The 19642-nt window shown below is 68.5% G+C and carries 20 protein-coding genes; 7 read left to right on the top strand and 13 right to left on the bottom strand.

Translation table 11 applies throughout. The features are described 5' to 3' along the window. Positions 1–40 precede the first annotated feature (40 nt). Both ABZV93_RS15925 and ABZV93_RS15920 read right to left on the bottom strand, forming a co-directional pair. Positions 41–667 carry a GrpB family protein gene (locus tag ABZV93_RS15925; RefSeq protein ID WP_354935881.1) on the bottom strand — a complete coding sequence of 209 codons (627 nt, stop codon included), beginning with the start codon at positions 665–667 and terminating at the stop codon, positions 41–43. A 601-nt stretch (positions 668–1268) separates the two neighbouring features. Continuing rightward, positions 1269–1829 carry a glycosyltransferase family 2 protein gene (locus ABZV93_RS15920; RefSeq protein WP_354935879.1) on the bottom strand — a complete coding sequence of 187 codons (561 nt, stop codon included), beginning with the start codon at positions 1827–1829 and terminating at the stop codon, positions 1269–1271. Positions 1830–1954: 125 nt separating this feature from the next. Between ABZV93_RS15920 and ABZV93_RS15915 the strand changes: the two genes are divergently transcribed. The 3 genes from ABZV93_RS15915 (at position 1955) to ABZV93_RS15905 (ending at position 4833) form a co-directional block, all read left to right on the top strand. Further along, on the top strand, positions 1955–2917 hold the full coding sequence (locus ABZV93_RS15915) for a nitronate monooxygenase (RefSeq protein ID WP_354935876.1): 963 nt from the start codon (positions 1955–1957) through the stop codon (positions 2915–2917). A 124-nt stretch (positions 2918–3041) separates the two neighbouring features. After that, positions 3042–3617: a TetR/AcrR family transcriptional regulator gene (locus ABZV93_RS15910; protein ID WP_354935873.1), complete on the top strand. Its 576-nt coding sequence runs from the start codon at positions 3042–3044 to the stop codon at positions 3615–3617. Between the two features lie 13 nt (positions 3618–3630). Next, positions 3631–4833 carry a GDSL-type esterase/lipase family protein gene (locus ABZV93_RS15905; protein ID WP_354936530.1) on the top strand — a complete coding sequence of 401 codons (1203 nt, stop codon included), beginning with the start codon at positions 3631–3633 and terminating at the stop codon, positions 4831–4833. Positions 4834–4840: 7 nt separating this feature from the next. Here the strand turns inward: ABZV93_RS15905 and ABZV93_RS15900 are convergent, their stop codons facing one another. The 6 genes from ABZV93_RS15900 to ABZV93_RS15875 form a co-directional block, all read right to left on the bottom strand. Continuing rightward, complete coding sequence (locus tag ABZV93_RS15900; protein ID WP_354935870.1) at positions 4841–6052, bottom strand: sigma-70 family RNA polymerase sigma factor; 1212 nt, start codon at positions 6050–6052, stop codon at positions 4841–4843. After that, on the bottom strand, positions 6049–6420 hold the full coding sequence (locus ABZV93_RS15895; protein WP_354935867.1) for a YciI family protein: 372 nt from the start codon (positions 6418–6420) through the stop codon (positions 6049–6051). Before ABZV93_RS15895 ends, ABZV93_RS15900 begins: the two co-directional genes overlap by 4 nt. Before the next feature lie 312 nt (positions 6421–6732). After that, on the bottom strand, positions 6733–7632 hold the full coding sequence (locus ABZV93_RS15890; protein ID WP_354935865.1) for a hypothetical protein: 900 nt from the start codon (positions 7630–7632) through the stop codon (positions 6733–6735). Further along, complete coding sequence (locus ABZV93_RS15885; protein ID WP_354935862.1) at positions 7629–8903, bottom strand: DUF6596 domain-containing protein; 1275 nt, start codon at positions 8901–8903, stop codon at positions 7629–7631. Before ABZV93_RS15885 ends, ABZV93_RS15890 begins: the two co-directional genes overlap by 4 nt. Next, on the bottom strand, positions 8900–9301 hold the full coding sequence (locus ABZV93_RS15880; RefSeq protein WP_354935859.1) for a YciI family protein: 402 nt from the start codon (positions 9299–9301) through the stop codon (positions 8900–8902). Before ABZV93_RS15880 ends, ABZV93_RS15885 begins: the two co-directional genes overlap by 4 nt. 190 nt (positions 9302–9491) lie before the next feature. Continuing rightward, complete coding sequence (locus ABZV93_RS15875) at positions 9492–10061, bottom strand: XRE family transcriptional regulator (protein WP_354935856.1); 570 nt, start codon at positions 10059–10061, stop codon at positions 9492–9494. Positions 10062–10156: 95 nt separating this feature from the next. Between ABZV93_RS15875 and ABZV93_RS15870 the strand changes: the two genes are divergently transcribed. Continuing rightward, on the top strand, positions 10157–11173 hold the full coding sequence (locus ABZV93_RS15870) for an NAD(P)/FAD-dependent oxidoreductase (RefSeq protein ID WP_354935853.1): 1017 nt from the start codon (positions 10157–10159) through the stop codon (positions 11171–11173). A 51-nt stretch (positions 11174–11224) separates the two neighbouring features. Here the strand turns inward: ABZV93_RS15870 and ABZV93_RS15865 are convergent, their stop codons facing one another. Together ABZV93_RS15865 and ABZV93_RS15860 are read right to left on the bottom strand one after the other, a co-directional pair. Then, the gene (locus ABZV93_RS15865) at positions 11225–12388 is read right to left on the bottom strand and encodes a mandelate racemase/muconate lactonizing enzyme family protein (RefSeq protein ID WP_354935850.1); all 1164 of its coding nucleotides are present in this window, start codon (positions 12386–12388) and stop codon (positions 11225–11227) included. A 50-nt stretch (positions 12389–12438) separates the two neighbouring features. Continuing rightward, a complete protein-coding gene (locus tag ABZV93_RS15860; RefSeq protein WP_354935847.1) occupies positions 12439–14463 on the bottom strand; it encodes an ABC transporter substrate-binding protein in 2025 nt (674 codons plus the stop codon). 438 nt (positions 14464–14901) lie between these two features. On the opposite strand from ABZV93_RS15860, the gene ABZV93_RS15855 reads away from it, so the two are divergent. The 3 genes from ABZV93_RS15855 to ABZV93_RS15845 all read left to right on the top strand — a co-directional run bounded on the left by ABZV93_RS15855 (position 14902) and on the right by ABZV93_RS15845 (position 17782). After that, positions 14902–15561, top strand: a complete 660-nt coding sequence (locus ABZV93_RS15855; RefSeq protein WP_354935844.1) for an alpha/beta hydrolase-fold protein — start codon at positions 14902–14904, stop codon at positions 15559–15561. A 222-nt stretch (positions 15562–15783) separates the two neighbouring features. After that, on the top strand, positions 15784–17184 hold the full coding sequence (locus tag ABZV93_RS15850; protein WP_354935841.1) for a UDP-glucose/GDP-mannose dehydrogenase family protein: 1401 nt from the start codon (positions 15784–15786) through the stop codon (positions 17182–17184). Positions 17185–17332: 148 nt separating this feature from the next. Beyond that, positions 17333–17782 (top strand): DUF6884 domain-containing protein, encoded by a 450-nt coding sequence (locus tag ABZV93_RS15845; protein WP_354935838.1) that lies wholly within the window; start codon positions 17333–17335, stop codon positions 17780–17782. A 50-nt stretch (positions 17783–17832) separates the two neighbouring features. Here ABZV93_RS15845 and ABZV93_RS15840 read toward each other — a convergent pair whose 3' ends face one another. The 3 genes from ABZV93_RS15840 to ABZV93_RS15830 all read right to left on the bottom strand — a co-directional run bounded on the left by ABZV93_RS15840 (position 17833) and on the right by ABZV93_RS15830 (position 19407). Next, positions 17833–18183 (bottom strand): HepT-like ribonuclease domain-containing protein, encoded by a 351-nt coding sequence (locus ABZV93_RS15840; RefSeq protein ID WP_354935835.1) that lies wholly within the window; start codon positions 18181–18183, stop codon positions 17833–17835. Then, positions 18173–18478 carry a nucleotidyltransferase domain-containing protein gene (locus tag ABZV93_RS15835; RefSeq protein WP_354935832.1) on the bottom strand — a complete coding sequence of 102 codons (306 nt, stop codon included), beginning with the start codon at positions 18476–18478 and terminating at the stop codon, positions 18173–18175. Before ABZV93_RS15835 ends, ABZV93_RS15840 begins: the two co-directional genes overlap by 11 nt. 458 nt (positions 18479–18936) lie before the next feature. Then, the gene (locus ABZV93_RS15830) at positions 18937–19407 is read right to left on the bottom strand and encodes a hypothetical protein (protein WP_354935829.1); all 471 of its coding nucleotides are present in this window, start codon (positions 19405–19407) and stop codon (positions 18937–18939) included. Positions 19408–19642 lie beyond the last annotated feature (235 nt).

Here is a 19642-nt window from a genome sequence, read left to right as displayed (position 1 = left end):
CTCACATGGTCGACGCCGCCAGCCGGTGGGACGATTCGTTTCACCTACCCCACCCACACACGGGGCGGTGAAGGAACCTGTTCGGGATGGCGCTCAGGACTCGGCTCGGTCGGTAGGAACGCCACTCCCGTGCCCTGGCGAGGATCTGCGCGATCACTGCCGACTTCGCGTCGGCGTAGGCGTTCATGTCCGTCCACTCCCGTCGCGCGAGGTCGCGTTTCGTCACTGCGTACAGAGTCCGATCGGAGTCGTCGAACCGAAGCCAGTCGCGCAGATCCAGGTAGTCGGTGACGGCCTGGTCGGCCGGCTCGTAGACGTGCACGTGCACCTTCCGTTCGGGCGTACGGAACATCCGGTGGCCCGGCTCGCGTACCCGCAGGGCGAAGCCGGCGTCGTACATCGGTGGAGCGTAGTCGTCCTCGGCCTCGACCTGCGCCACCGTCACCAGGATGTCGATGATGGGCTTCGCGGCCAGGCCCGGGACGGAGGTACTGCCGATGTGCTGAACGTCGAGCGCGCGAGTCCCGAGCGCGTCCACGATGCGGGCGCGCAGGGTCTCGAACCTGTCCGGCCAGGCGGGGTCGTAGTCGCGTACGACGATGGTGACCGGCTCCCGGCCACCGATCAGAACCGTGTCCAGGTAGGCGTCTCGCTCTTCGTCGGGCATGGCCGCACTCTAGGGCATGCCCGCGTTGCTCTCCCTTCGGCGGCTCACGTGCACACTGAGGTTGCCGAGTCCGGTCCAGTAGGGCTTGGCGACAAAGGAGCCGCCGTCGAAGGTCCGGGTGCCGTCCGCGGGCGGCTTGCTGGGCGGGAACTCCGCGGAGCCGCCCAGCCGACGTTGCGGACCCCAGCCACATCTGTCCGCCCGGACGAACCAGTCCCAGATCGTAGGCGTTCCGAGGCAGGAGCCACGACCGGACGCGCATCGAGACCGGCAACCAGTCGTCGATCGAGGTGGGGAACCTTTCCAGTGCCAGGCGGCGAATCTCGCGGTACCAACGGTAACGGCTGTAGGGCACGGGCCGGCCGAACAACACCGGCCAGGTCATGAGGCGCAGCATCTTGCCGTGATACCAGTGGGCGTACATCTGGTCGCGTTCCTCACCCGGCCGGGTGTGCGCGTCCACGACGTCGAGGACGTCTCGGACTGCCCGGTAGTACGCCACCGGGTCGAACCGCCGGGCCGAGTGGTGGGCACGTGCGGGACGCTTCAGCCAGTGACAGCACACGTCGTCGGCGAGCACGCTGATGGTCCGTGCTCTGAACTACGCCTCGACGACGAAGCGGTGGTCCTCCAGCCAGGCGGGCCCCTCCGGGAGCCGCAGGTCGTGCCGGAGCAGGAAGCTTCTGCGGAATAGCTTGTGCGGCGTGAGGAATCCGAGCAGGTGGTCGGTCAGGATGTCCGCGCGGTCCCGCGACGCGGCGAACGTGTTCCTCGCCACCCCGCGGCCGTGACCGACGACCTTGCCGACCACGATGTCGGAGCCGCACCGCGTCGCCATGTCGTACATGCGTTCCAGGGCACGTGGAGCCAACCGGTCGTCCTGGTCCAGGAAGTAGACGTACTCCCCCTGCGCCTGCTCCACGCCGGCGTTACGCGGCCCGCCAGGTCCCCCGCTTCGGGGATGATGCACGACCCGAGCCGCCTGCTCCCGCCCGGCGAGGGCGTCCAGCAGTGGCGGCGTCTCGTCGGTGGAGCCGTCGTCGACGAACACGACCTCGTAGTCGCCTCGCGGCATGGTCTGCGCGAGCACGGACTCCGCGCACTCGTCGAGATGTTCCCCGCCGTTGAAGACAGGGACGACCACGCTGACCTTCACCGCCATGATGAAAGTGGTATTGCCTGTCCCGCCGCGACGCAATCCTCACCGCTTGGGCGAATGCAGGGGCGAATGCCAGACATCTCGGGCAGCCCACGCAATGGCGTACGACCGGGGCGATGATGACGGCTATGACTTTGTCGACGGTGTTCACGGAGATGTTCGGCATTCGGCACCCGGTCGCGCTGGCACCGATGGGAGGGTCGGCCGGTGGTGCGCTCGCGGCGGCAGTCTCTGAGGGCGGCGGGCTGGGGATCCTCGGCGGCGGGCAGGGTGACCTGGAATGGCTGGATCGCGAGCTGTCCATCCTCACGGACAGCACCGACCGGCCGTGGAGCGTCGGCTTTCTCACCTGGGCGGTGGACGCCGCCGTGATGGAGTGGACGCTGGAACGCGGGCCGGCCGCGGTGATGCTGTCCTTCGGCGACCCTGCCCCGTTCGCCGAACGTGTCCGCGCGGCAGACGTCACGCTGATCGTCCAGGTCACCGGCCTGGAGGAGGCCCGGCAGGCGGTGGACGTGGGCGCCGACGTCATCGTGGCGCAGGGCACCGAGGCCGGCGGACACGGGGCTCCGCGCGGGCGGTCGACGCTGACGTTCGTGCCCGTTGTGGCCGACCTGGTGGCACCGCTGCCCGTGCTGGCGGCCGGTGGGATCGCCGACGGGCGCGGGCTCGCCGCGGCGTTGACGCTCGGTGCGGCCGGAGCGCTGGTCGGCACCCGTTTCCAGGCCACGTTCGAGGCCCTGGTCGACCCTTCGACCGCGAAGGCGATCGTGGAGGGGCGGGGGGACGACACCGAGCGCAGCCGCGTCCTCGACATCGCCCGCGGGTCCCGATGGCCCTCGAAGTACGCGGCCCGCACGCTCGGCCACCCGTACCTCGACCGCTGGCGCGGCCGGGAGGCCGAACTGGCCTCGGACACCTCGGCCATCCAGGCCTACCAGGACGGGGTTGCCCGAGGCGAGCTGCCGCCGCTGCCGGTGTGGGCCGGCGAGGCCGTCGACCTGATCGACAACCTGGAGCCCGCAGCCGACGTGGTGCGGGCCATGGTGGACGGCGCCGAGGCCGCCCTGGCCCGCGCAACGAGCGGTTGACCCGGCCGTCGTCAGGTTCGACCGGACGGGCCGGGACAGAACGGGGCATCCGTCGATCCCGCCCCTCCCCGTCCCTAACCACTTTAGGGAATACTGTAGTCTCTCTCGGGAAGGAGGGGTGATCATGGCGCGTGCAGGACTGACTGCCGAGCGGCTCGTTCAGACAGGAGCCGAGCTGGCGGACGAGAAGGGCTTCGACCAGGTGACCGTCTCGGCGCTGGCCCGGCGGTTCGACGTGAAGGTCGCCAGCCTGTACTGGCACCTGGACAGCTCCGACGGCCTGAGGAAGCGGATCGCCCTACTGGCGTTGGAGGAGATGGCCGACCGGGCGGCCTCGGCGCTGGCCGGCCGGGCCGGCAAGGACGCCTTGACAGCGCTGGCGAACGTCTACCGCGACTACGCCCGCGAACACCCCGGCCGCTACGCCGCCGCGCAGTACCGGCTCGACCCACAGACGGCGACGGCGAGTGCGGGTGTCCGGCACGCCGAGTACACCCGCGCCATCCTGCGCGGCTACGACCTGACCGAACCGGACCAGACGCACGCCGTACGCATGCTGGGGAGCTTCTTCCGCGGCTACGTGGACACCGAGGCAGGCGGCGGATTCGACCACAGCTCCCCCGACAGCCAGCAGACCTGGGAGCGGCTCCTCGAAGCCCTGGACGCCCTCCTGCGCAACTGGACGACGATCACGAGGTGACCACGACGTGACCATGCCCGACCACAACGACTGGACCACCACGCCCCTCCGCCCCGAGCTGCTGCGCGGTGCCGCGGAGTGGGAGCGCACCGAACGTGGCCTGCTGCCCCACCGGCTTCTCGCGTGGGCCCGCGCCCAGAACACCGACCCGCAGTTGGCGATGGCCGAGTCCCAGCCGTCCGGCGTACGAGTGGTTTTCCGTACCGACGCAACCGCGGTCGAGCTGGACGTGCTGCCCACCAAGCGGGTCTACCCGGGTGCACCGCCTCGCCCGGACGGCGTCTACGACATGGTGGTCGACGGAGACCTCGCCGGCCAGGCCGGCGCCACCGGTGGGGACACCATCACCGTCGACCTGGCCACCGGCGCCGCCGAGCACCAGTCCGGCCCGGTCGCCACCGTCGCCTTCGACGGCCTGCCCGCGCGAACCAAGAACGTCGAGATCTGGCTTCCCCACAACGAGACCACCGAACTCGTTGCCCTGCGTACGAACGCGCCCGTCCGGCCTGTGGAAGCCGACCGTGCACGTCCGGTGTGGCTGCACCACGGAAGTTCGATCAGCCACGGCTCCAACGCCGCGAGCCCCAGCACCATCTGGCCCGCGGTCGCCGCCTCCCTCGGCGGCGTGGAGCTGGTCAACCTCGGGTTCGGCGGTGGCGCACTCCTGGACCCGTTCACGGCCCGGGTGATGCGGGACAGCCGCGCCGACCTGATCAGCGTCAAGCTCGGCATCAACCTGGTCAACGCCGACCTGATGCGGCTGCGCGCGTTCGGGCCCGCGGTGCACGGGTTTCTGGACACGATCCGCGAGGGTCACCCGACCACTCCCCTGCTGGTCGTCTCCGCCATCCACTGCCCGATCCAGGAGGACACTCCCGGCCCGCTGGCGTTCGACCTGGACTCCATCGCCACGGGCACCATGCGGTTCCGGGCCACCGGCGATCCGGACGAGCGAGCCGCCGGCAAGCTGACGTTGACAGTGATCCGGGACGAGCTGGCCCGCATCGTCGCGCAACGCTCGGCCGACGACCCGAACCTGCACTACCTCGACGGCCTCGAGCTCTACGGCGAGAAGGACTTCGCCGAGCTCCCGCTGCCCGACGGGTTGCACCCGGACGCCGCCACCCACCGCCTCATCGGAGAACGCTTCGCCGACATCGCGTTCGCCGACGGGGGTCCCTTGCAGGTGGAGCGACCGCACCAGGACATGCGCTAGACACGGCCTATGGCCTCAGCCGGGCAGCTCGCGCCCGCAGATGACGTTGTTCGGCAAGACTGGCGGTGGCCTGGGCAGCGCGCCGATAGTGCTCGTACGCCGCGGTCAGGTCGCCGGTCTTCTCCAGCAGATGTGCTCGTACGGACAGCAGGCGGTGGTGGCCGGCCATCCGCTCGTCACCGTCCAGAGTGGCGAGCAGGGCCAGCCCGGCCGGAGCGCCCCCGGTCTCGGCGAGCGCGATCGCCCGGTTGAGGGTGACCATCGGGTTGGGCGCAACGCGTTCCAGGATGAGGTACAACGCGTGCACCTGCGCCCAGTCGGTCTCCTCGGCGGTGTCCGCGTCGGCGTGGGTGGCGGCGATGGCGGCCTGGAGTTGGTAGGGCCCGAGCGCAGGGCCGGCCAGGGAGGCCTTGACGAGTTCGGTGCCCTCGGCGATCAGGTCGCGGTCCCACTTCGTCCGGTCCTGCTCGTCCAGCGGCACCAGATCACCGGAGGCTGTCGTACGCGCCTCGCGGCGGGCATGGTTGAGCAACATCAGCGCGAGCAGTCCGGTCACCTCGTCGTCATCCGGCAGTTGCGCTCGCACCATCCTGGCCAGCCGGATCGCCTCGTGCGCGAGGTCGGCCCGGAGCAGCTCGCTGCCGGAGGATGCGGTGTAGCCCTCGTTGAAGATCAGGTAGAGCACGTGCAGGACCACCCGCAGCCGCTCCTCGCGCGCCGGCCCCGAGGGCAGCGTGAACGAACTTCCAGCCGCCCTGATGCGCTGCTTGGCACGGCTGATCCGGGCAGCCATCGTGGCCTCGGGCACCAGGAACGCGCGAGCGATCTCGGCCGTGGTGAGGCCGCCGACCGCCCGCAGCGTCAGGGCCGTCTGCGACGAGGGCGTCAGCGCCGGATGGCAGCACAGGAACAGCAGGACGAGCGTGTCGTCGGCACTGGGTACCTCCTCGGGCACCACCTCGGTGGCGGCCGCGGACTCCCGCTCCCGCCGCGCGTGGTCGCTGCGCATGTGGTCGATCAGCCGCCGGGACGCGACGGTCACCAGCCAGCCGTGCGGGTTGTTCGGCACTCCGTCGGCCGGCCACTGGACCGTGGCGGCGAGGACCGCTTCCTGCACGGCGTCCTCGCAGTCCTCGAACTGGCCGTACCGGCGTACCAGCGCGCCGAGAACCTGCGGCGTCAGCTCACGCAGCAGGTCCTCGACGGCGGGTTCGGTCATGCCTCGAGGTTTCCGTCGGCGAACATCACCTGCCGCACCTCGACTCCGAGCCCCTCGATCGCGGTGTCCGGGATCTGGGCGGCGAGTTCGAGTGCCCGCTCCTTGTTCTCGCAGTCGACCAGGTAGAAGCCGCCCAGGAACTCCTTGGCTTCCAGGAACGGTCCGTCGGTCACCGCCGGCTGGCCGTTTCGTACCGACACCACCGCGGCCTGGGACGGATCGACCAGCGCCAGCGTGTGGATCAGCTCACCGGACTCCTTCAGCGCCTGGATGAACCTGCCGTGACCCTCACCGATCGCCGCCTTCTCCTCCTCGGTCAGCGACTCCAGGACCGCAGGGTTGATGTGCATGCTGATCAGGAACTTCATGTCGAACTCCTTGTGCTTCGCAAGCCCCGGCCGGGGCCCCTTCGACCCGTTGTCGGAGCCGCGAATGCGGTCTTGACATCCCCGGACAGAACTTTCGCACGAGTTCCGCGCCGTCGCGTGCCCGGATCGCGAGGTTCTCACCGTCGATGTCAGGAAGGTCCCGGCCGCTCCGCAACCGGGCAGCGCCGGGGGCTGGCCGGGCTGGTGTTCCTGCCGGACCAGAGCCTGACGGAGACGCTGACCACGGACGCGCCGGGCCGCTCACTGCCGATCGCCGTGCTGGCGCTCGCGTTCGGCCACCTCGCCGAACGTTCAGCGCACGGGTTTTCGTTCCAGCGCCCTCCGGCCGGCGTCGTAGCTGCGAAGTGCCGCACCCAGTGCCGCCGCGACGGTGATCTCGAAGATCTGGTCCTGCGAGCAACCAGAGGCGGTGAGCCGGTCGATGTCGGCGTCGGTGATGCGGTACGACGCATCGCGCACCGTCGAGGCGTAGGACTGCCACGGTTCGGGCAGAGGCTCACCGGCCACGGCCGCGGCCCGCAGCGACCGCTCGGTGCCGGCGGGCGCGTCCAGGACCGCGTGGCGCAGGTTCGCCACGTCGTCGCCATGGTCGGTAGCAGGGCCGTCGGCGAGGAGGAAGGACGGGAAGCGGTAGCCGAACCGGTGCAGCGCCCGCGTCCCGCTGTGCAGCTGGCCTTCCCGGAGTTCGAAGCCGAACGCGTTGGCCAGGCGGTTGACGATGTTCCACACCAGGTTGACGCGCAGCGCCTGCAGCACCGCGTCGTCGGGGAGATCGGCGATCCCGGCGGCCGCCGCGGCGTCCACGGTTTCCACGCCGTCCGGCGTACGGCTGATCAGGTCGAGAAACTCCCGGACTGCGCGCAGCTGCGGCCGGGCGGAATCCGGGTCGTCCGGGTCGATCTCGCCGCCGCCGGCGATCCGGGTGAGCTCCGCGTGTGATTCGACGCAGAACGGGCAGCGGTGCAGCCGCGCCGTGCACATGGCGAGGTACTCACGCTCCCCCGGCGTCCAGTACGACGGCCCGCGCATCGCGTCGGCTGTGAGGTCCAGCAGCGGACGGGTGAGAAATCCCGGCCGGTACAGCAGCATCTTCACGATGTCCGGACTGGCCACGTGTGACGTCGCCGACGTAACTGTCAAGAAGATCTTGACGCGACGGCGGTGGCCATGGTCCAGGATCGACAGTCTCATCGGGACTCCGTGATGTCGAGGTCGTGTAGCCGGCCGGCGAGGAACCGGCGGTCGGCGGGGTTGGTGGCGAGTTCGTGCGCACGCCGGTACGCCGACGCCGCCTCCGTTGTGCGGCCCAGCCGGCGCAACAGGTCCGCGCGGGCCGCGTGCAGCAGGTGGTAGTGGTCGAGCCCGTCGATCTGGTCGATCAGCGCCAGCCCCTCGTCCGGTGTGGTGGCGGCCACGGCGACGGCACGGTTGAGCGCCACCACCGGCGACGGTGTCAGCGTGAGCAGCTGGGCGTAGAGGGCGGCGATGCCCGGCCAGTTCGTACGTTCGTCGGAGTCGGCCTGTGCGTGCAGGGCGGCGATCCCGGCCTGCAGCTGGTACGGCCCCGGCCGGCCCATCCGCAGCGCCCCGTCCAGCAGCCCGACGGATTCGGTGATCGCCTTCTGGTCCCAGCGGGACCGGTCCTGGTCGGCCAGCAGCACAACGTCGCCACCCGGGGTGTATCGGGCGGCGCTGCGGGAGTCGTGCAGGAGCAACAACGCGGCCAGGCCGAGCGCCTCCGGCTCGTCCGGCAGGAGGGTGGCGACCAGCTTGGCGAGCCGGATCGCCTCCTGCGGCAACGCACGACGTTCGGGCCGGTCGTACGCCGCGGTATAGCCGTGGGTGAAGATCAGGTAGATCACCGCGAGCACGCTGGACAGCCGCTCGGGCAGCTGCGCGTCGGCGGGCACCTCCAGACCGATGCCCGCATCGCGGATCTTCCGCTTCGCGCGCACCAGCCGCTGCGCCAGCGTCGGCTCACCGACCAGGAACGCCCGGGCGATCTGCCCGGCGGTGAGCCCGGCCACCGCCTGCAGGGTCAGCGCGACCCGGGCGTCCTCGGCGAGCGCGGGATGACAGCAGGTGAAGATCAGCGCGAGCTGCTCGTCCCCCAGACTGCGCAGGGTGTCCTCGCCGAAGTCCGTCACCGTCGTCACCGCCTCCATCGCGCCGAACTCGCCGGACTCGGCGAGCTGGGCGAGCTGGGCGAGCCTCTCTCGGCCGAGCCGGGCCCGCCGCAGCCGGTCGATCGCGCTGTTGCGAGCCGCGGTCAGCAGCCATGCCACCGGGTCGTCCGGCGGCGACTCACCCCAGGTACGCAGCGCGAGGGCACACCCGTCCTGCAGCGCGTCCTCGGCGAGCTCGAAGTCGCCGAGGACGCGGATCAGGGCCGCCAGCATCCGGGCCCGGTGAGCGCGGTAGACCCCCTCAAGTACCGGCGCGGCGGCCGGTCCGGCATTCATTCGCCGGTGGCCGCCAGGTCCGAACGACGGTGGTCGAGGCCCGGCACACCGGCGATCGGGCGTACCTCGATCCCACCCTGTTCGGCCATCGGGCACATCGCGGCGAGCTCCAGGGCCTCGTCGAGGTTGCGGCAGTCCAGTACGTAGGCGCCGCCGAGGTGCTCGTGGGTCTCGGCGTACGGTCCGTCGGTGATCAGTGTCCGGCCGTCGCGCACGCTGACGGTGGTGGCGGTGTGCTCGCCCTGCAGGGGATGCCCGTAGACGAACACCCCGCGCCGGCGGCACTCGTCGGCGAACGCGTTGACCCTGGCGAGGGCCTCGGCGAAACCCGGATCGCCCGGCTCGGGCCGCTCGCAGTCGTAGATCAACAGCATGTACTGCATGTGTCCTCCACTCACCCGGAGACGCTTTCTCGGAGAGGATGACGAACACGCCGACCGTATCTCGACATGCCGACCCGGATTTCTTCCCGACGCGGTGTGGCGCGGCCGGGCGTCGCGGACGTATTCCGCGCCGAGCGACCGCCGCTGGATGGGGCGGCCCTGTGATCGCCAGGTATCGGACTGCAGACCGCACCGGAGAAGAGCCTCAGCCGGTCTCGGCGCGCTGGTGACTGCGGCGGGCCTCACGGTCGAAGATGCCGAGGACCTCGCAGGGGCCGCGCTCGGTGCCGATGGCGTGCGGAAGCATGGTCGGGAACTCCGCGGCCTGGTTGGTTTCGAGCCGGTAGCGGCCGTGACCCAGCATGAGTATCGCGGTGCCGGACAGGACCAGGAGCCACTCGCGGCCCGGGTGTGCCCGCATGCGCGCGGGGTTGTCCGGCGGCGGCTCGGTCAGGCGCTGGCGCACGACGGTCGTGCCGGGCTCGGCCTTCATGGCCCAGCGCATCATTCCGTGCGCACTGTCGATCACCGGGCTGGTCACGATGTCGTCCGAGGCGGTCTCCACCAACTGGTCCAACGTGGTGTCCAGCGCGCGGGCGAGAGTGACGAGCTGATCCAGTGCCAGGCGGCGCTGGCCGTTCTCGATGCGCGACAGCGTGGACGGGCTGACGCTCGCCCGTCTGGCCAGCTCCTCCAGGGACCAGCCCTGCGCCAGGCGTAGGGCACGGATGCGTTTGCGTACCAGGCTATCCAGCCCGTCGTCTCCTTGCGTCACACGCAAAATCCTAGGCCTGGAGGGCAAGGACCGGGTTAGCGTCGGATGCAGAGGAACCTGATCGGTGGAGACGTGCAGAACGAGAGGTACGAACCATGCCAGTGAGGACCGATCCCGCCGAGAGCGACCCGTTGCCGGACCAGACCGTCGACGCAGTGGTGATCGGTGGTGGCGCCGCGGGCCTGAACGGCGCGCTGATGCTCGCCCGTTCACGTCGTTCGGTCGTCGTGATCGACAGCGGCACACCCCGCAACGCACCCGCGGAGGGTGTCCACGGGCTCCTCGGCCTGGACGGCACCCCGCCTGCGGAGCTGTACCAACGGGGACGCGGAGAGGTCCGTCGCTACGGAGGCCTGGTCGTGTCCGACGAGGTGACGTCCGCAGCACCCGCCGCCCCGTCCGTCGACAGCGACCTCCGCTTCACCGTCGCCCTGGCCAGTGGCCGGACCCTGTCCGCACGACGGCTCCTGGTGGCCACCGGTCTGCGCGACGTCCTGCCTGACGTACCCGGCTTGGCGGAGCACTGGGGGCACGGCGTCGTGCACTGTCCGTACTGCCACGGCTGGGAGGTACGCGACGAACCCATCGGCATCCTCGCCGTCGGCCCCGCGTCCCTGCACCACGCGCTGCTGTTCCGCCAGCTGACCGACGACCTCGTCTTCTTCACCCGAGGCACCGACCTCGATGCCGACACCCGCTCGCGGCTCGCCGCACGGAACGTCCGCGTCGTCGACACCCCGGTCGCCGAAGTTGTCACGGATGCCGACGCGAAGATCTACGGAGTACGTCTGACCGACGGGGAGGTCGTCCCCCGCCGGGTCCTGGCCGTCGCGACCACCATGCTGGCCCGCACAGAGGGCCTGGCCGGCCTGGCGCTGCCGATGGAGGACCTGCCCAACGGCATGGGACGACGCCTCGTCTCCGGCATGGCCGGCGTCACCGACGTCCCCGGGGTATGGGTGGCCGGCAACGCCACCGAGCTGACCGCCCAGGTGGGCGCCTCGGCCGCGGCCGGCGCACTCGCCGGCGCCCAGATCAACGCCCATCTTGCCGTTGCCGACACCGACGCTGCCGTCGCCGCGACCGGGGCTGGGACCGCCGTCCGCGCCTGAGCTCATCCCGGGAAGTTGCCGCGGTCGTCAGTCCGGAGCGCTACAGCCGCCTCACCAGTTGGTGTGGGAGCCGTCGGGCCTTCGAAGGTGGGGCACCTCGTAGGCCGGGTCCGTGACGGCCAGCTTGAGCTGCTCCTCATCGACGTCGATCCCGAGCCCCGGACGGTCCGGTACGGGGTATGCGGCACCGTCGAGGCGCAGTCGATCGATGACGACGGGTGATTCCTGCGAGGAGTTTCGTTCGCCGGAGGTCTCCCTGCACTCCAGCCACGAGTGGTTGGGTATCGCTGCACACAACTGCACGATGGCAGCTGTGCAGACCGGCCCCAGTGGGTTGTGGGGCATGAGGTCCACATAGTGCGCCTCGCACCATCCGGCGACCTTCACCGCCTCGGTGAACCCACCGACGTTGCAGATGTCGAGCCGCGCGTACTGCGCGATGCCGCGCTCGACGTAGGGCAGGAACTGCCACTTCGATGCGAACTCCTCGCCGATGGCGAACGGGACGTTCGTGAGGGTCCGCAAGCTCTCGTACGCCTCCGGCGACTCGTCCCGGATGGGCTCCTCGAGGAAGTCCAGGGTTCCCTCGGGCATCCGCTGACAAAACGATGCCGCCTCGGCGACGCTCAGCCGGTGGTGGTAGTCGATTCCCAGCACCGGCTTGGAGCCGACCGCCTCCCGCGCCGCCGTAAGTCGGGCGGCCGTGCGTGGTATGCACGAGCGCGGGTCATACACGCCACGATCGCTGCCATCGCCTCCGCTCATCGGCAGCCGCAGGCATCGCCATCCCTGTTCGATCAGCGCCTGAGCGCGTTCGACGAGTTCGGGGAGGTCCCGGGCGCCAACCGACGCGAACGTCTCGACCCGGTCCCGCTGGCGACCGCCGAGAAGCTCGTAGACGGGTACACCGAGCGCCTTGCCCTTGATGTCGTAGAGGGCGATGTCGATCGCCGACATCGCACAGGCAAGCACCCGACCGCCCTCGAAGTACTGGCTCCGGTACATCTCCTGCCACAACGCGCCCACCTGCATGGGGTCACGGCCGACGAGGAAACCCGCGTAGTGCTCGATCGCGCCGGACACCGCGCGCTCGCGGCTCGTCAGCCCGGACTCGCCCCAGCCGTGGATACCCTCGTCAGTAACCACTTTCACCAGCAACTGCGGTCGGCCGCCCTTTGTACCGAGGACGTACGGCGTGATTTCGGTGATCTTCATCTGCTCCCCAGCCTCAGCGCATCTGGATGATCTGCCCTGGTTGTTCGTGCCTACCGCTGTTCCTCGGACCAGTAATACTGCTCCGGTTGGGTGAAGCCCGGTGTCGGCACCTGCCCACCGCTTCCTTGCATCTTCTTCGGTACGTTGTGCAGCTCGTTCTGCACGATGCTGTATCCGGTGCCGGGGAGTGCAATACCAATGACAAGGAACTCCTCCTTCGCGATCTGGAGTATCTCCTTGAACAACTCCCGTTGACGTGACCGTTCGGCGGAGGACTTCAACTGGTCGTAGATCTTCATCTGCCGTTTTATCGGGGCCGGTGGCTCGGACCCCTCAGCTCCGCCCGTCTCGTACCAGGTCCCCCACGGCACGGCATACTGGCATCCGGAATTGGATGGGAAATACCAGATCGGGTCCAGCAAGGCGTCGTCGGAGCCCGGGTAGCCGTCGTCGATCGTGGCATCATGCTCGTTGAGCTCCACCTTGTCGAAAACCCGGGTTCCGGGTTCGGTCAGCACCCGGGCATCGATTCCGACCCTCTTCCAGTCGGCCCGGATCATCTCCGCCACGTCCGGCCAGGTCGCGATGCTGTCCGCTCGCACAGAGAGGTTGAACACCATGCGGCGACCGTCCGACCTGAGCCTGAATCCCTTCGCGTCACGACTGCTGTAGCCGGCACGGTCGAGGTGCTCGTTGGCGGCCGGCGGGTCGAACTGCGTGTACTGCTTCGCGAGCTGCTTGTCCAGGAAACTCGACTCCCGCAGCGGCGAGGTCTGCCAAGGCTCACCTTGCCGCTGGAACACGGTCTTGATGATTGCTTCGCGATTGATGGCAAGTGACATCGCTATACGGAAGTCCTTGTTCTGGAACACCTCGCGCAAGGCAGGGTCCTTGTGCGTCAGATTGAAGCACAGGAGTGCGTTGTTCATGTTCGACAGCACCATGTCGATGAGGTGGTAACCGCCGGTCTCGACCGACCGGGCGACGACCGGCTTGTCGCGTAGGGTCATGAACTCGTCCTGCAGGAGGCTGTAACTCCCTTCGGTCGCACGCAGGACCGCCACGGCCGGCTCGGTGATGATGTCGACGACCAACTGGTCCAGGTAGGGAAGTTGCCGACCATCGGGGTCTGTCTTCCAGTAGTACGGGTTTCGCTCGGCGACCATCCGAGCTCCTCCGGTGATAGGCCTGGTCACCCGCCATGGAAATAGTGTGGGTATATCGACGTTCTGCCACCACGCGGTGGCAGTGGCCGCCCCCAGGCCGCCCTTTCCTGTGAACAGAGTAGACCAGTCCGCGTAGCCTTCCTTCTCTGCCAGGCGCTGAACATCGGCGTTGTACTTCGGGTGGAACTGTTTGAAGTAGTTGAGCGGTATTGTGGTGAAGATGTTCGCGGCAGGTGTGTCGAGACGTTGCAGGAAGAGACCGAACGGCTCGGCAAAGATGAACCGCACCGTGTAGTCGTCGACCTTTTCTACCCGGACTGGCTTACCGCCGGCCTTGAGCCAGTCCGGAACAACCGGGAACAGTTTGCGCTCACGCACCACGTCGTCGTACACGAACACGATGTCGTCAGCCGAGTACGGCTGTCCGTCAGATCGCTTCAAGCCTCGCCGCAGATGGAACGTGTACTCGCGTCCGTTGCCCCCGATCTCGAAGGACTCCGCGACGTTGGGGACAACTCCGGTCCAGTCACGGTTCCATCGAGTGAGGCCGGCATCCCCGATGTACTGGTACATCCAGGCGCCGTCGGCGTTCGAGCTTGCCGTACGCCAGACACCGCCGTGGACTCCGACACCGTCAAGGGGCTCGACAACGAGCGGCTTGTCCGGCAGGCGCTGACCCAAAGGTGGGAGGTCGCCGCTCTTGACCTGCGCGGCCAGATCCGGTGCCTCTTTCTGGATCGCGCCACGTCGCCCCTCCGGAGCCTCGCCGCGACGGCCGCGGCCCCGTTTGTCGCTGTCGGGGTTCAGTGAAAGGGCATCGCAGCCGACCAAAGTTGACCCAGCAAGGCCGAGGGCGCTCCATCCGAGCAACTCTCGCCGAGATGCTCCCGGTCGTGGTTCGTCTGTCATTGACGCTCCTACGCATGCTCGGACCGCTGGTCGACCGGATGCGTGAGCTGTTCCGGAAGACAGTCCTGTAACGCGACACAGGTGCTAGCCCCGGCCAGCAAGGGTTGGCCAACACGTGCCACCAGCTGAGTGGCATGTCATGCGGGGCGGCGGAACAATCCACGTATACGTCACCGCCGGGAGTGGGTACAAGGATCGCGTCATCGTCCGGCCACGCGGCGCGACCTGATCGAAGTAGGTCCACGGGCGGCACGGAGCGTGCTCGACGAGCGTCGCGACCGCACGGTTGGTGAGCGTGGCCGGGATACCGAACCGCTTCGTCGCAGCGGTCAGAGCCGGCCTCTTTTGGAAGTCGGACATCCTCAGCGAGCATGGCCGGCCCTCTGTCGGTCGGCAACGTAATACTGTGGGCCACCGCCCGAGGAAGGGAGTGCGACGATGCCTGCGCCGGAAGGTGAGTTCGTCACCGAGACGTTCGAGTACGACGGAGGGCGCCAGGTCACGGTGTACGTGCCGCCGGATGCTCCCGAAGCCGTCGTGTACGCCGGTGACGGTCAGCTGATCCCCCATTGGGGCGTGGATCTTGAGTCGGCCGACCTTCCCCCGACGATGATCGTCGGTGCCCACCGGACCGACGACGAGGACGAGATGGTGCGCATCCGGGAGTACTCCCCGTCGTTCGACGAGGACCGGTTCGCGGCGCACGAGAAGTTCTTCGTCGAGGACGTCGGCAGTTGGGTACGGACGCGCTTCGGGGTCACGCTGCCATCCGAGCGCACCGCGGTGTGCGGAGTGTCGGCGAGCGGGGAACTCTCGCTCGCCATGGGGATCCGCCACCCGGACATCTACGGTGCCGTCTTCTCGGCCTCACCGGGCGGCGGCTACCGTCCACCCGCCGAGATGCCGACGTCACTCCCGCGTACCTACCTTGTCGCCGGCACGCAGGAGCCGTTCTTTCTGGAGAACGCGACCCGGTGGGCCGACGCACTGCGCGATGCCGGGGCTGACGTCGTGATGACCGAACGGCCCGGGAACCACGGCGACCCGTTCTGGCGAACCGAGTTCCCGCTGATGGTCGCCTGGGCGTTCGGCCGCTGAACCAGTGGCCCGGTGTCGGCGCTTCTGTTCCCTGATCGGCGTCGCCTGGCCTATCGTGGTGTCCGGCCGATCACGCCGGCCGGACTCCGAGCCGCGACCCACCCACGCTGGGTTGCCGGTGACGAGGACAAGGGTCGCCGACTCGCGTGTCGCGCGCCGAACAGAACTCATCTCCGTCATCTGAGCCGGTGGGCGTGGGTCATCGGCTGACAGGATGACGTCATGACAGCGGACAAGGCCCGCAAGAAGGCGATCCGCGCCCGCGTCGCCGCGACCGGCGACTCCTACACCCGGGCCCGCAGAAAGATCGCCGGATCGCCAGGCAGGGATTTCCAACCACGTCGCGTCGCGGTGTTCGGAGCCGGCTACATCGGCCTGGTGACCGGCGCCTGCTTCGCCGAGCTGGGTCACCAGGTGATCCTGCGGGACGTACAGCCGGAGAAGATCCGGATGTTGCAGGCCGGCGAAGTTCCGATTTTCGAGCCTGGCCTGGGCGACCTCCTGGCCGCGAACAAGGATCGGTTGTCGTTCACGGTCGACGCGGCCGACGCGGTGCGGGACGCGGAGGTCGTGTACGTGTGCGTCGACACGCCTCCCACCGCATCCGGCGATGCGGACCTGTCCCGGGTCTGGGCGGTCATCGACTCGCTGAAGGGAGTGAGTACGGACCGACTGGCGGCACTGGTCATGAAGAGCACGGTGCCGGTCGGTACGGGTGAGCGTGTGCGGGCCGCGTTGGACGATGCCGGGCTCGCCCACGTCGGTTACGCGGCGAACCCGGAGTTCACTTCCGAGGGCAGGGCGGTGCGCACCTTCCTGCGCCCGGACCGGGTGGTGATCGGCGCGGCGGACGAGGAGTCGGCGGGACTCGTGACGGCTCTGCACGGTGGCGTGGACGGGCCCGTGGAAGTCATGAGGATCGCGGACGCCGAGATGGTCAAGCTGGCATCGAACGCCCTTCTCGCAACGAAGATCAGCTTCATCAACGAGATCGCGACAGTGTGTGAGGCGACCGGCGCCGATGTGGAGGCTGTGGCCAAAGCCATCGGGATGGACAGCCGCCTCGGTCCGCACTTCCTGAGAGCAGGGCTGGGATACGGCGGCTCGTGTTTCCCGAAGGACTCCCGCGCGCTGCGGGTGATGGCCAGCAACACAGGCCATCCGTTCCAGCTGCTCAGTGCCGTCATCGAAGTCAACGAACTGCAGCCGCGGCGCGCCATCCAGCGGCTGAAGAACGAGCTGGGCACTCTCAAGCGCCGCCGGATCGCGCTGTTGGGCATGACCTTCAAGGCCGGCACCGACGACATGCGGGAGGCGCCCTCGACCGTCGTCGCTTCGCGGCTGCTTGCCGAGGGTGCTGACATCCACTGCTGGGACCCGCTTGCCCGCCCCGGGGAGGCGGAGCCGTGGACATCGGCCACCCGTCATGCGAGCCCGGTCCAGGCGATGACGGGAGCCGATGCGGCGATGGTGATCACCGAGTGGCCCCAGCTCAGGCAGGTCGACTGGACAGCGGCCCGTCATGCGATGCGCAATCCGCTGATCTTCGACGGCAGGAACCTGCTCGACCCGAAGAAGATGCGGGCCACTGGTTTCACCTACATCGGCGTCGGCCGGCCATGATTCGCTACGTCGTGGCGACGAGTGATCTGGTGGTCGGGCGGTGCAGTCACCAGGCGCCTTGTAGATAAGGGGTTGCTGGACCGCCCGCGCCGTTGGTAGGACTGGGCGGTCCAGCTGCCGGCGCGCCCTTCAGGGAGGTGTGTAAGCCATGGTGTCCCCCGACCTGCTCCTGGTCACCTGCGTCTACGAGAAGGCCGACGGCCCGCGCGCTGCAAAGGACCTGTACGTCGGGCCTTACTTCGCACGGCTGCGCCGCTACGTGGACCGGCAGGCCAAGCCGTGGTTCATCCTCTCCGGGGAACACGGCCTCATACAACCGGAGGAGTGGCTGGCGCCGTACGACCGGGCCCTGCCGGACACCCCGGCGTGGTATCAGGAGGCCTGGGGGCTGTGGGTCACCACGCGGTTGAGCCTGCTGGCAGGCGACCTGGCAGGGCGGGTGGTGGAGATTCATGCCAGCCGTCACTACGTGGACCAGGTGGCACCCCACCTGGCGGCAGCCGGCGCGACGGTCCGGGTTCCCCTGGCCGGCGTGCCGTGGGACGACCATCTGGACTGGTACGACGAGTACGAGCGTAGGCAGTCGGCGTACGACTGAGGTGATCGCCTACGCGGACAGAGTCGCCTTGGTGACCCCTGCGCTGTGGGCTATGTCCGCTCGTCTTCGCCGAGGAGTCGCCCGATCTCCGCAGCCAGGTCTACGGCACGTGTCGTCGCGGCCTCCCAGACGAGCTCGTCGTCGATGACGGCATAGCCGTGGATGAGCACGTTTCGGAACGCGACGATTTGTGGGAGGTCAGGGATCTGGACAGCGGTAGCTCGGTCGAGGCGACCGAGCTTGTTGAGCGCCTCGCCGATGATCTCGAACTGCCGCTCAACAGCGGAGCGCAGCATCGCGTCGTCTTGGTAATTCTGCCATGTCCGCCCCGCCACGAACTGAGCGATCAGCAACGCTGCACTGCGGGCGTCCCAGAGCAGGCCAGGGCTTTCAGGCTGCATATATCTCCTGCCCGTTCTCCTCGACTGACGCCGCGAAGTAGGGATTCCGGAGTGCAACGGGAGAGACAAGATCGACCGGTCGGTGGAGCAGATCTTCGAGTGCTTCCTTCAGACCGAAGTAGGCATCGAAGCGACTCGCCACATCGTCGCGGAACTCGACAAGGAAGTCGACGTCGCTGGTCACCTCGTCGAAGCGGTCGGTGACGGCGGAGCCGAAGATGACGAGACGCTTGACGCCGAACCGCTTGCAGACTGCGACGATCGCGGCGGTGTCGAGCACAAGGCGCCCAGGCACGACGGCCTCCTTCCCACCCCGATTGGTTGCACCAGTCTGCCACTTCGGCCATGGCTGCGGCGCGACAGTGCCGACACGATGTGATGCGGCAAGCGGAGGCGAGTTGTTTGGTCCCACCACTGCCCGATCGCGCTTTCCTGGACTTGATCAGCGTCCATCGCGAGGCGCTCGAACCCGGGACCCGTCACGTCGACGCTCACCCTTGTCACCGTGGTCGCGGGTCGGGTCGTCGGATTGCAGCGTCTGTTTGCGGTCCAGTTCCCGGTGCGGCGCGAGGTTGCCAGTGGTTCCTGGCTGACAGCCGACTCCCGCGGGAGGGGCCTCGGGACCGACACCGCCGCTTCCGCCTCGACCGTGACAGGTGGGAGGCTCAGAGGCTTATCCCTGTCGAGATTCGCGGTCTCCGGCCCTGTCTGTCCATGTTCGGCGCCGTCTGAGTGCCGACTGCGTATCGATGATCAGCCCACCCAGGCCGCCCACTGCTCGCCGGCGTCGCGTTCGAGCGCCCTGAGGTAGACACTCAGCTTGCCGTAGAAGATGTACACCGCCTCGCGGTAGATCTGGTGCTGGACGAACGGCGAAGCGACGAAGCCGCCGCCGCGGTCGATACGGTCGATGTGCAAGTCCTCCTCCGTGAACCTGTCCAGCGCGCCCTTCATCGCGTCGTCCTGCGCGTCGAACCACGTGCGCAGACCGCCGACCGTCATCGGCGCTGGAGGCGGAAGCCGGCGGTGCGCCCAGTCGAGAGTGAAGTTGTCGAACGAGTGGGTGTAGACGCCCTGGAGCTCACCCAGCTCGACCAGGAGTCCGCCCAGGGTCGGGTTGTGGCCCGGAAGCTTGTAGCCGAGGTCGGTGTCGGAGAGCAGGGTCAGCAGGTGATCCCGCATGCTGTGGTGCCCGCGAATCTCCTCCTCGAACAGGCCGTTCATCGACTGTCTCCTCATCGCTTCGAGGCTGCCGACAAGGCCGTCGACCGCCGGTGTTCCTCATGGCCCGTGAGGATGGCAGAGGCCACCGACAAGCGCCACAGACCCACAGACGTCGACCGTTCTCGCAGACGTTCCGCTGCCGGCGAACGCGATCCGCTGTCAGCAGATGCGATGGACAGGTGCCCGCGCCGGCTTCGAGACGGGGCGTTGATCACGATGACGGCCTCCAACCGGA

This window comes from Actinopolymorpha sp. NPDC004070 (assembly GCF_040610475.1).
GTDB lineage: Bacteria > Actinomycetota > Actinomycetes > Propionibacteriales > Actinopolymorphaceae > Actinopolymorpha.
This window is presented reverse-complemented; position numbering and strand designations above follow the sequence as displayed.

What these genes read in the sequence shown, in the direction of transcription:
- ABZV93_RS15925 (WP_354935881.1), bottom strand. Translation starts at nt 667, where the DNA reads ATGCCCGACGAAGAGCGAGACGCCTACCTGGACACGGTTCTGATCGGT.
- ABZV93_RS15920 (WP_354935879.1), bottom strand. Translation starts at nt 1,829, where the DNA reads ATGGCGGTGAAGGTCAGCGTGGTCGTCCCTGTCTTCAACGGCGGGGAA.
- ABZV93_RS15915 (WP_354935876.1), top strand. Translation starts at nt 1,955, where the DNA reads ATGACTTTGTCGACGGTGTTCACGGAGATGTTCGGCATTCGGCACCCG.
- ABZV93_RS15910 (WP_354935873.1), top strand. Translation starts at nt 3,042, where the DNA reads ATGGCGCGTGCAGGACTGACTGCCGAGCGGCTCGTTCAGACAGGAGCC.
- ABZV93_RS15905 (WP_354936530.1), top strand. Translation starts at nt 3,631, where the DNA reads ATGCCCGACCACAACGACTGGACCACCACGCCCCTCCGCCCCGAGCTG.
- ABZV93_RS15900 (WP_354935870.1), bottom strand. Translation starts at nt 6,052, where the DNA reads ATGACCGAACCCGCCGTCGAGGACCTGCTGCGTGAGCTGACGCCGCAG.
- ABZV93_RS15895 (WP_354935867.1), bottom strand. Translation starts at nt 6,420, where the DNA reads ATGAAGTTCCTGATCAGCATGCACATCAACCCTGCGGTCCTGGAGTCG.
- ABZV93_RS15890 (WP_354935865.1), bottom strand. Translation starts at nt 7,632, where the DNA reads ATGAGACTGTCGATCCTGGACCATGGCCACCGCCGTCGCGTCAAGATC.
- ABZV93_RS15885 (WP_354935862.1), bottom strand. Translation starts at nt 8,903, where the DNA reads ATGAATGCCGGACCGGCCGCCGCGCCGGTACTTGAGGGGGTCTACCGC.
- ABZV93_RS15870 (WP_354935853.1), top strand. Translation starts at nt 10,157, where the DNA reads ATGCCAGTGAGGACCGATCCCGCCGAGAGCGACCCGTTGCCGGACCAG.
- ABZV93_RS15865 (WP_354935850.1), bottom strand. Translation starts at nt 12,388, where the DNA reads ATGAAGATCACCGAAATCACGCCGTACGTCCTCGGTACAAAGGGCGGC.
- ABZV93_RS15860 (WP_354935847.1), bottom strand. Translation starts at nt 14,463, where the DNA reads ATGACAGACGAACCACGACCGGGAGCATCTCGGCGAGAGTTGCTCGGA.
- ABZV93_RS15855 (WP_354935844.1), top strand. Translation starts at nt 14,902, where the DNA reads ATGCCTGCGCCGGAAGGTGAGTTCGTCACCGAGACGTTCGAGTACGAC.
- ABZV93_RS15850 (WP_354935841.1), top strand. Translation starts at nt 15,784, where the DNA reads ATGACAGCGGACAAGGCCCGCAAGAAGGCGATCCGCGCCCGCGTCGCC.
- ABZV93_RS15845 (WP_354935838.1), top strand. Translation starts at nt 17,333, where the DNA reads ATGGTGTCCCCCGACCTGCTCCTGGTCACCTGCGTCTACGAGAAGGCC.
- ABZV93_RS15840 (WP_354935835.1), bottom strand. Translation starts at nt 18,183, where the DNA reads ATGCAGCCTGAAAGCCCTGGCCTGCTCTGGGACGCCCGCAGTGCAGCG.
- ABZV93_RS15830 (WP_354935829.1), bottom strand. Translation starts at nt 19,407, where the DNA reads ATGAACGGCCTGTTCGAGGAGGAGATTCGCGGGCACCACAGCATGCGG.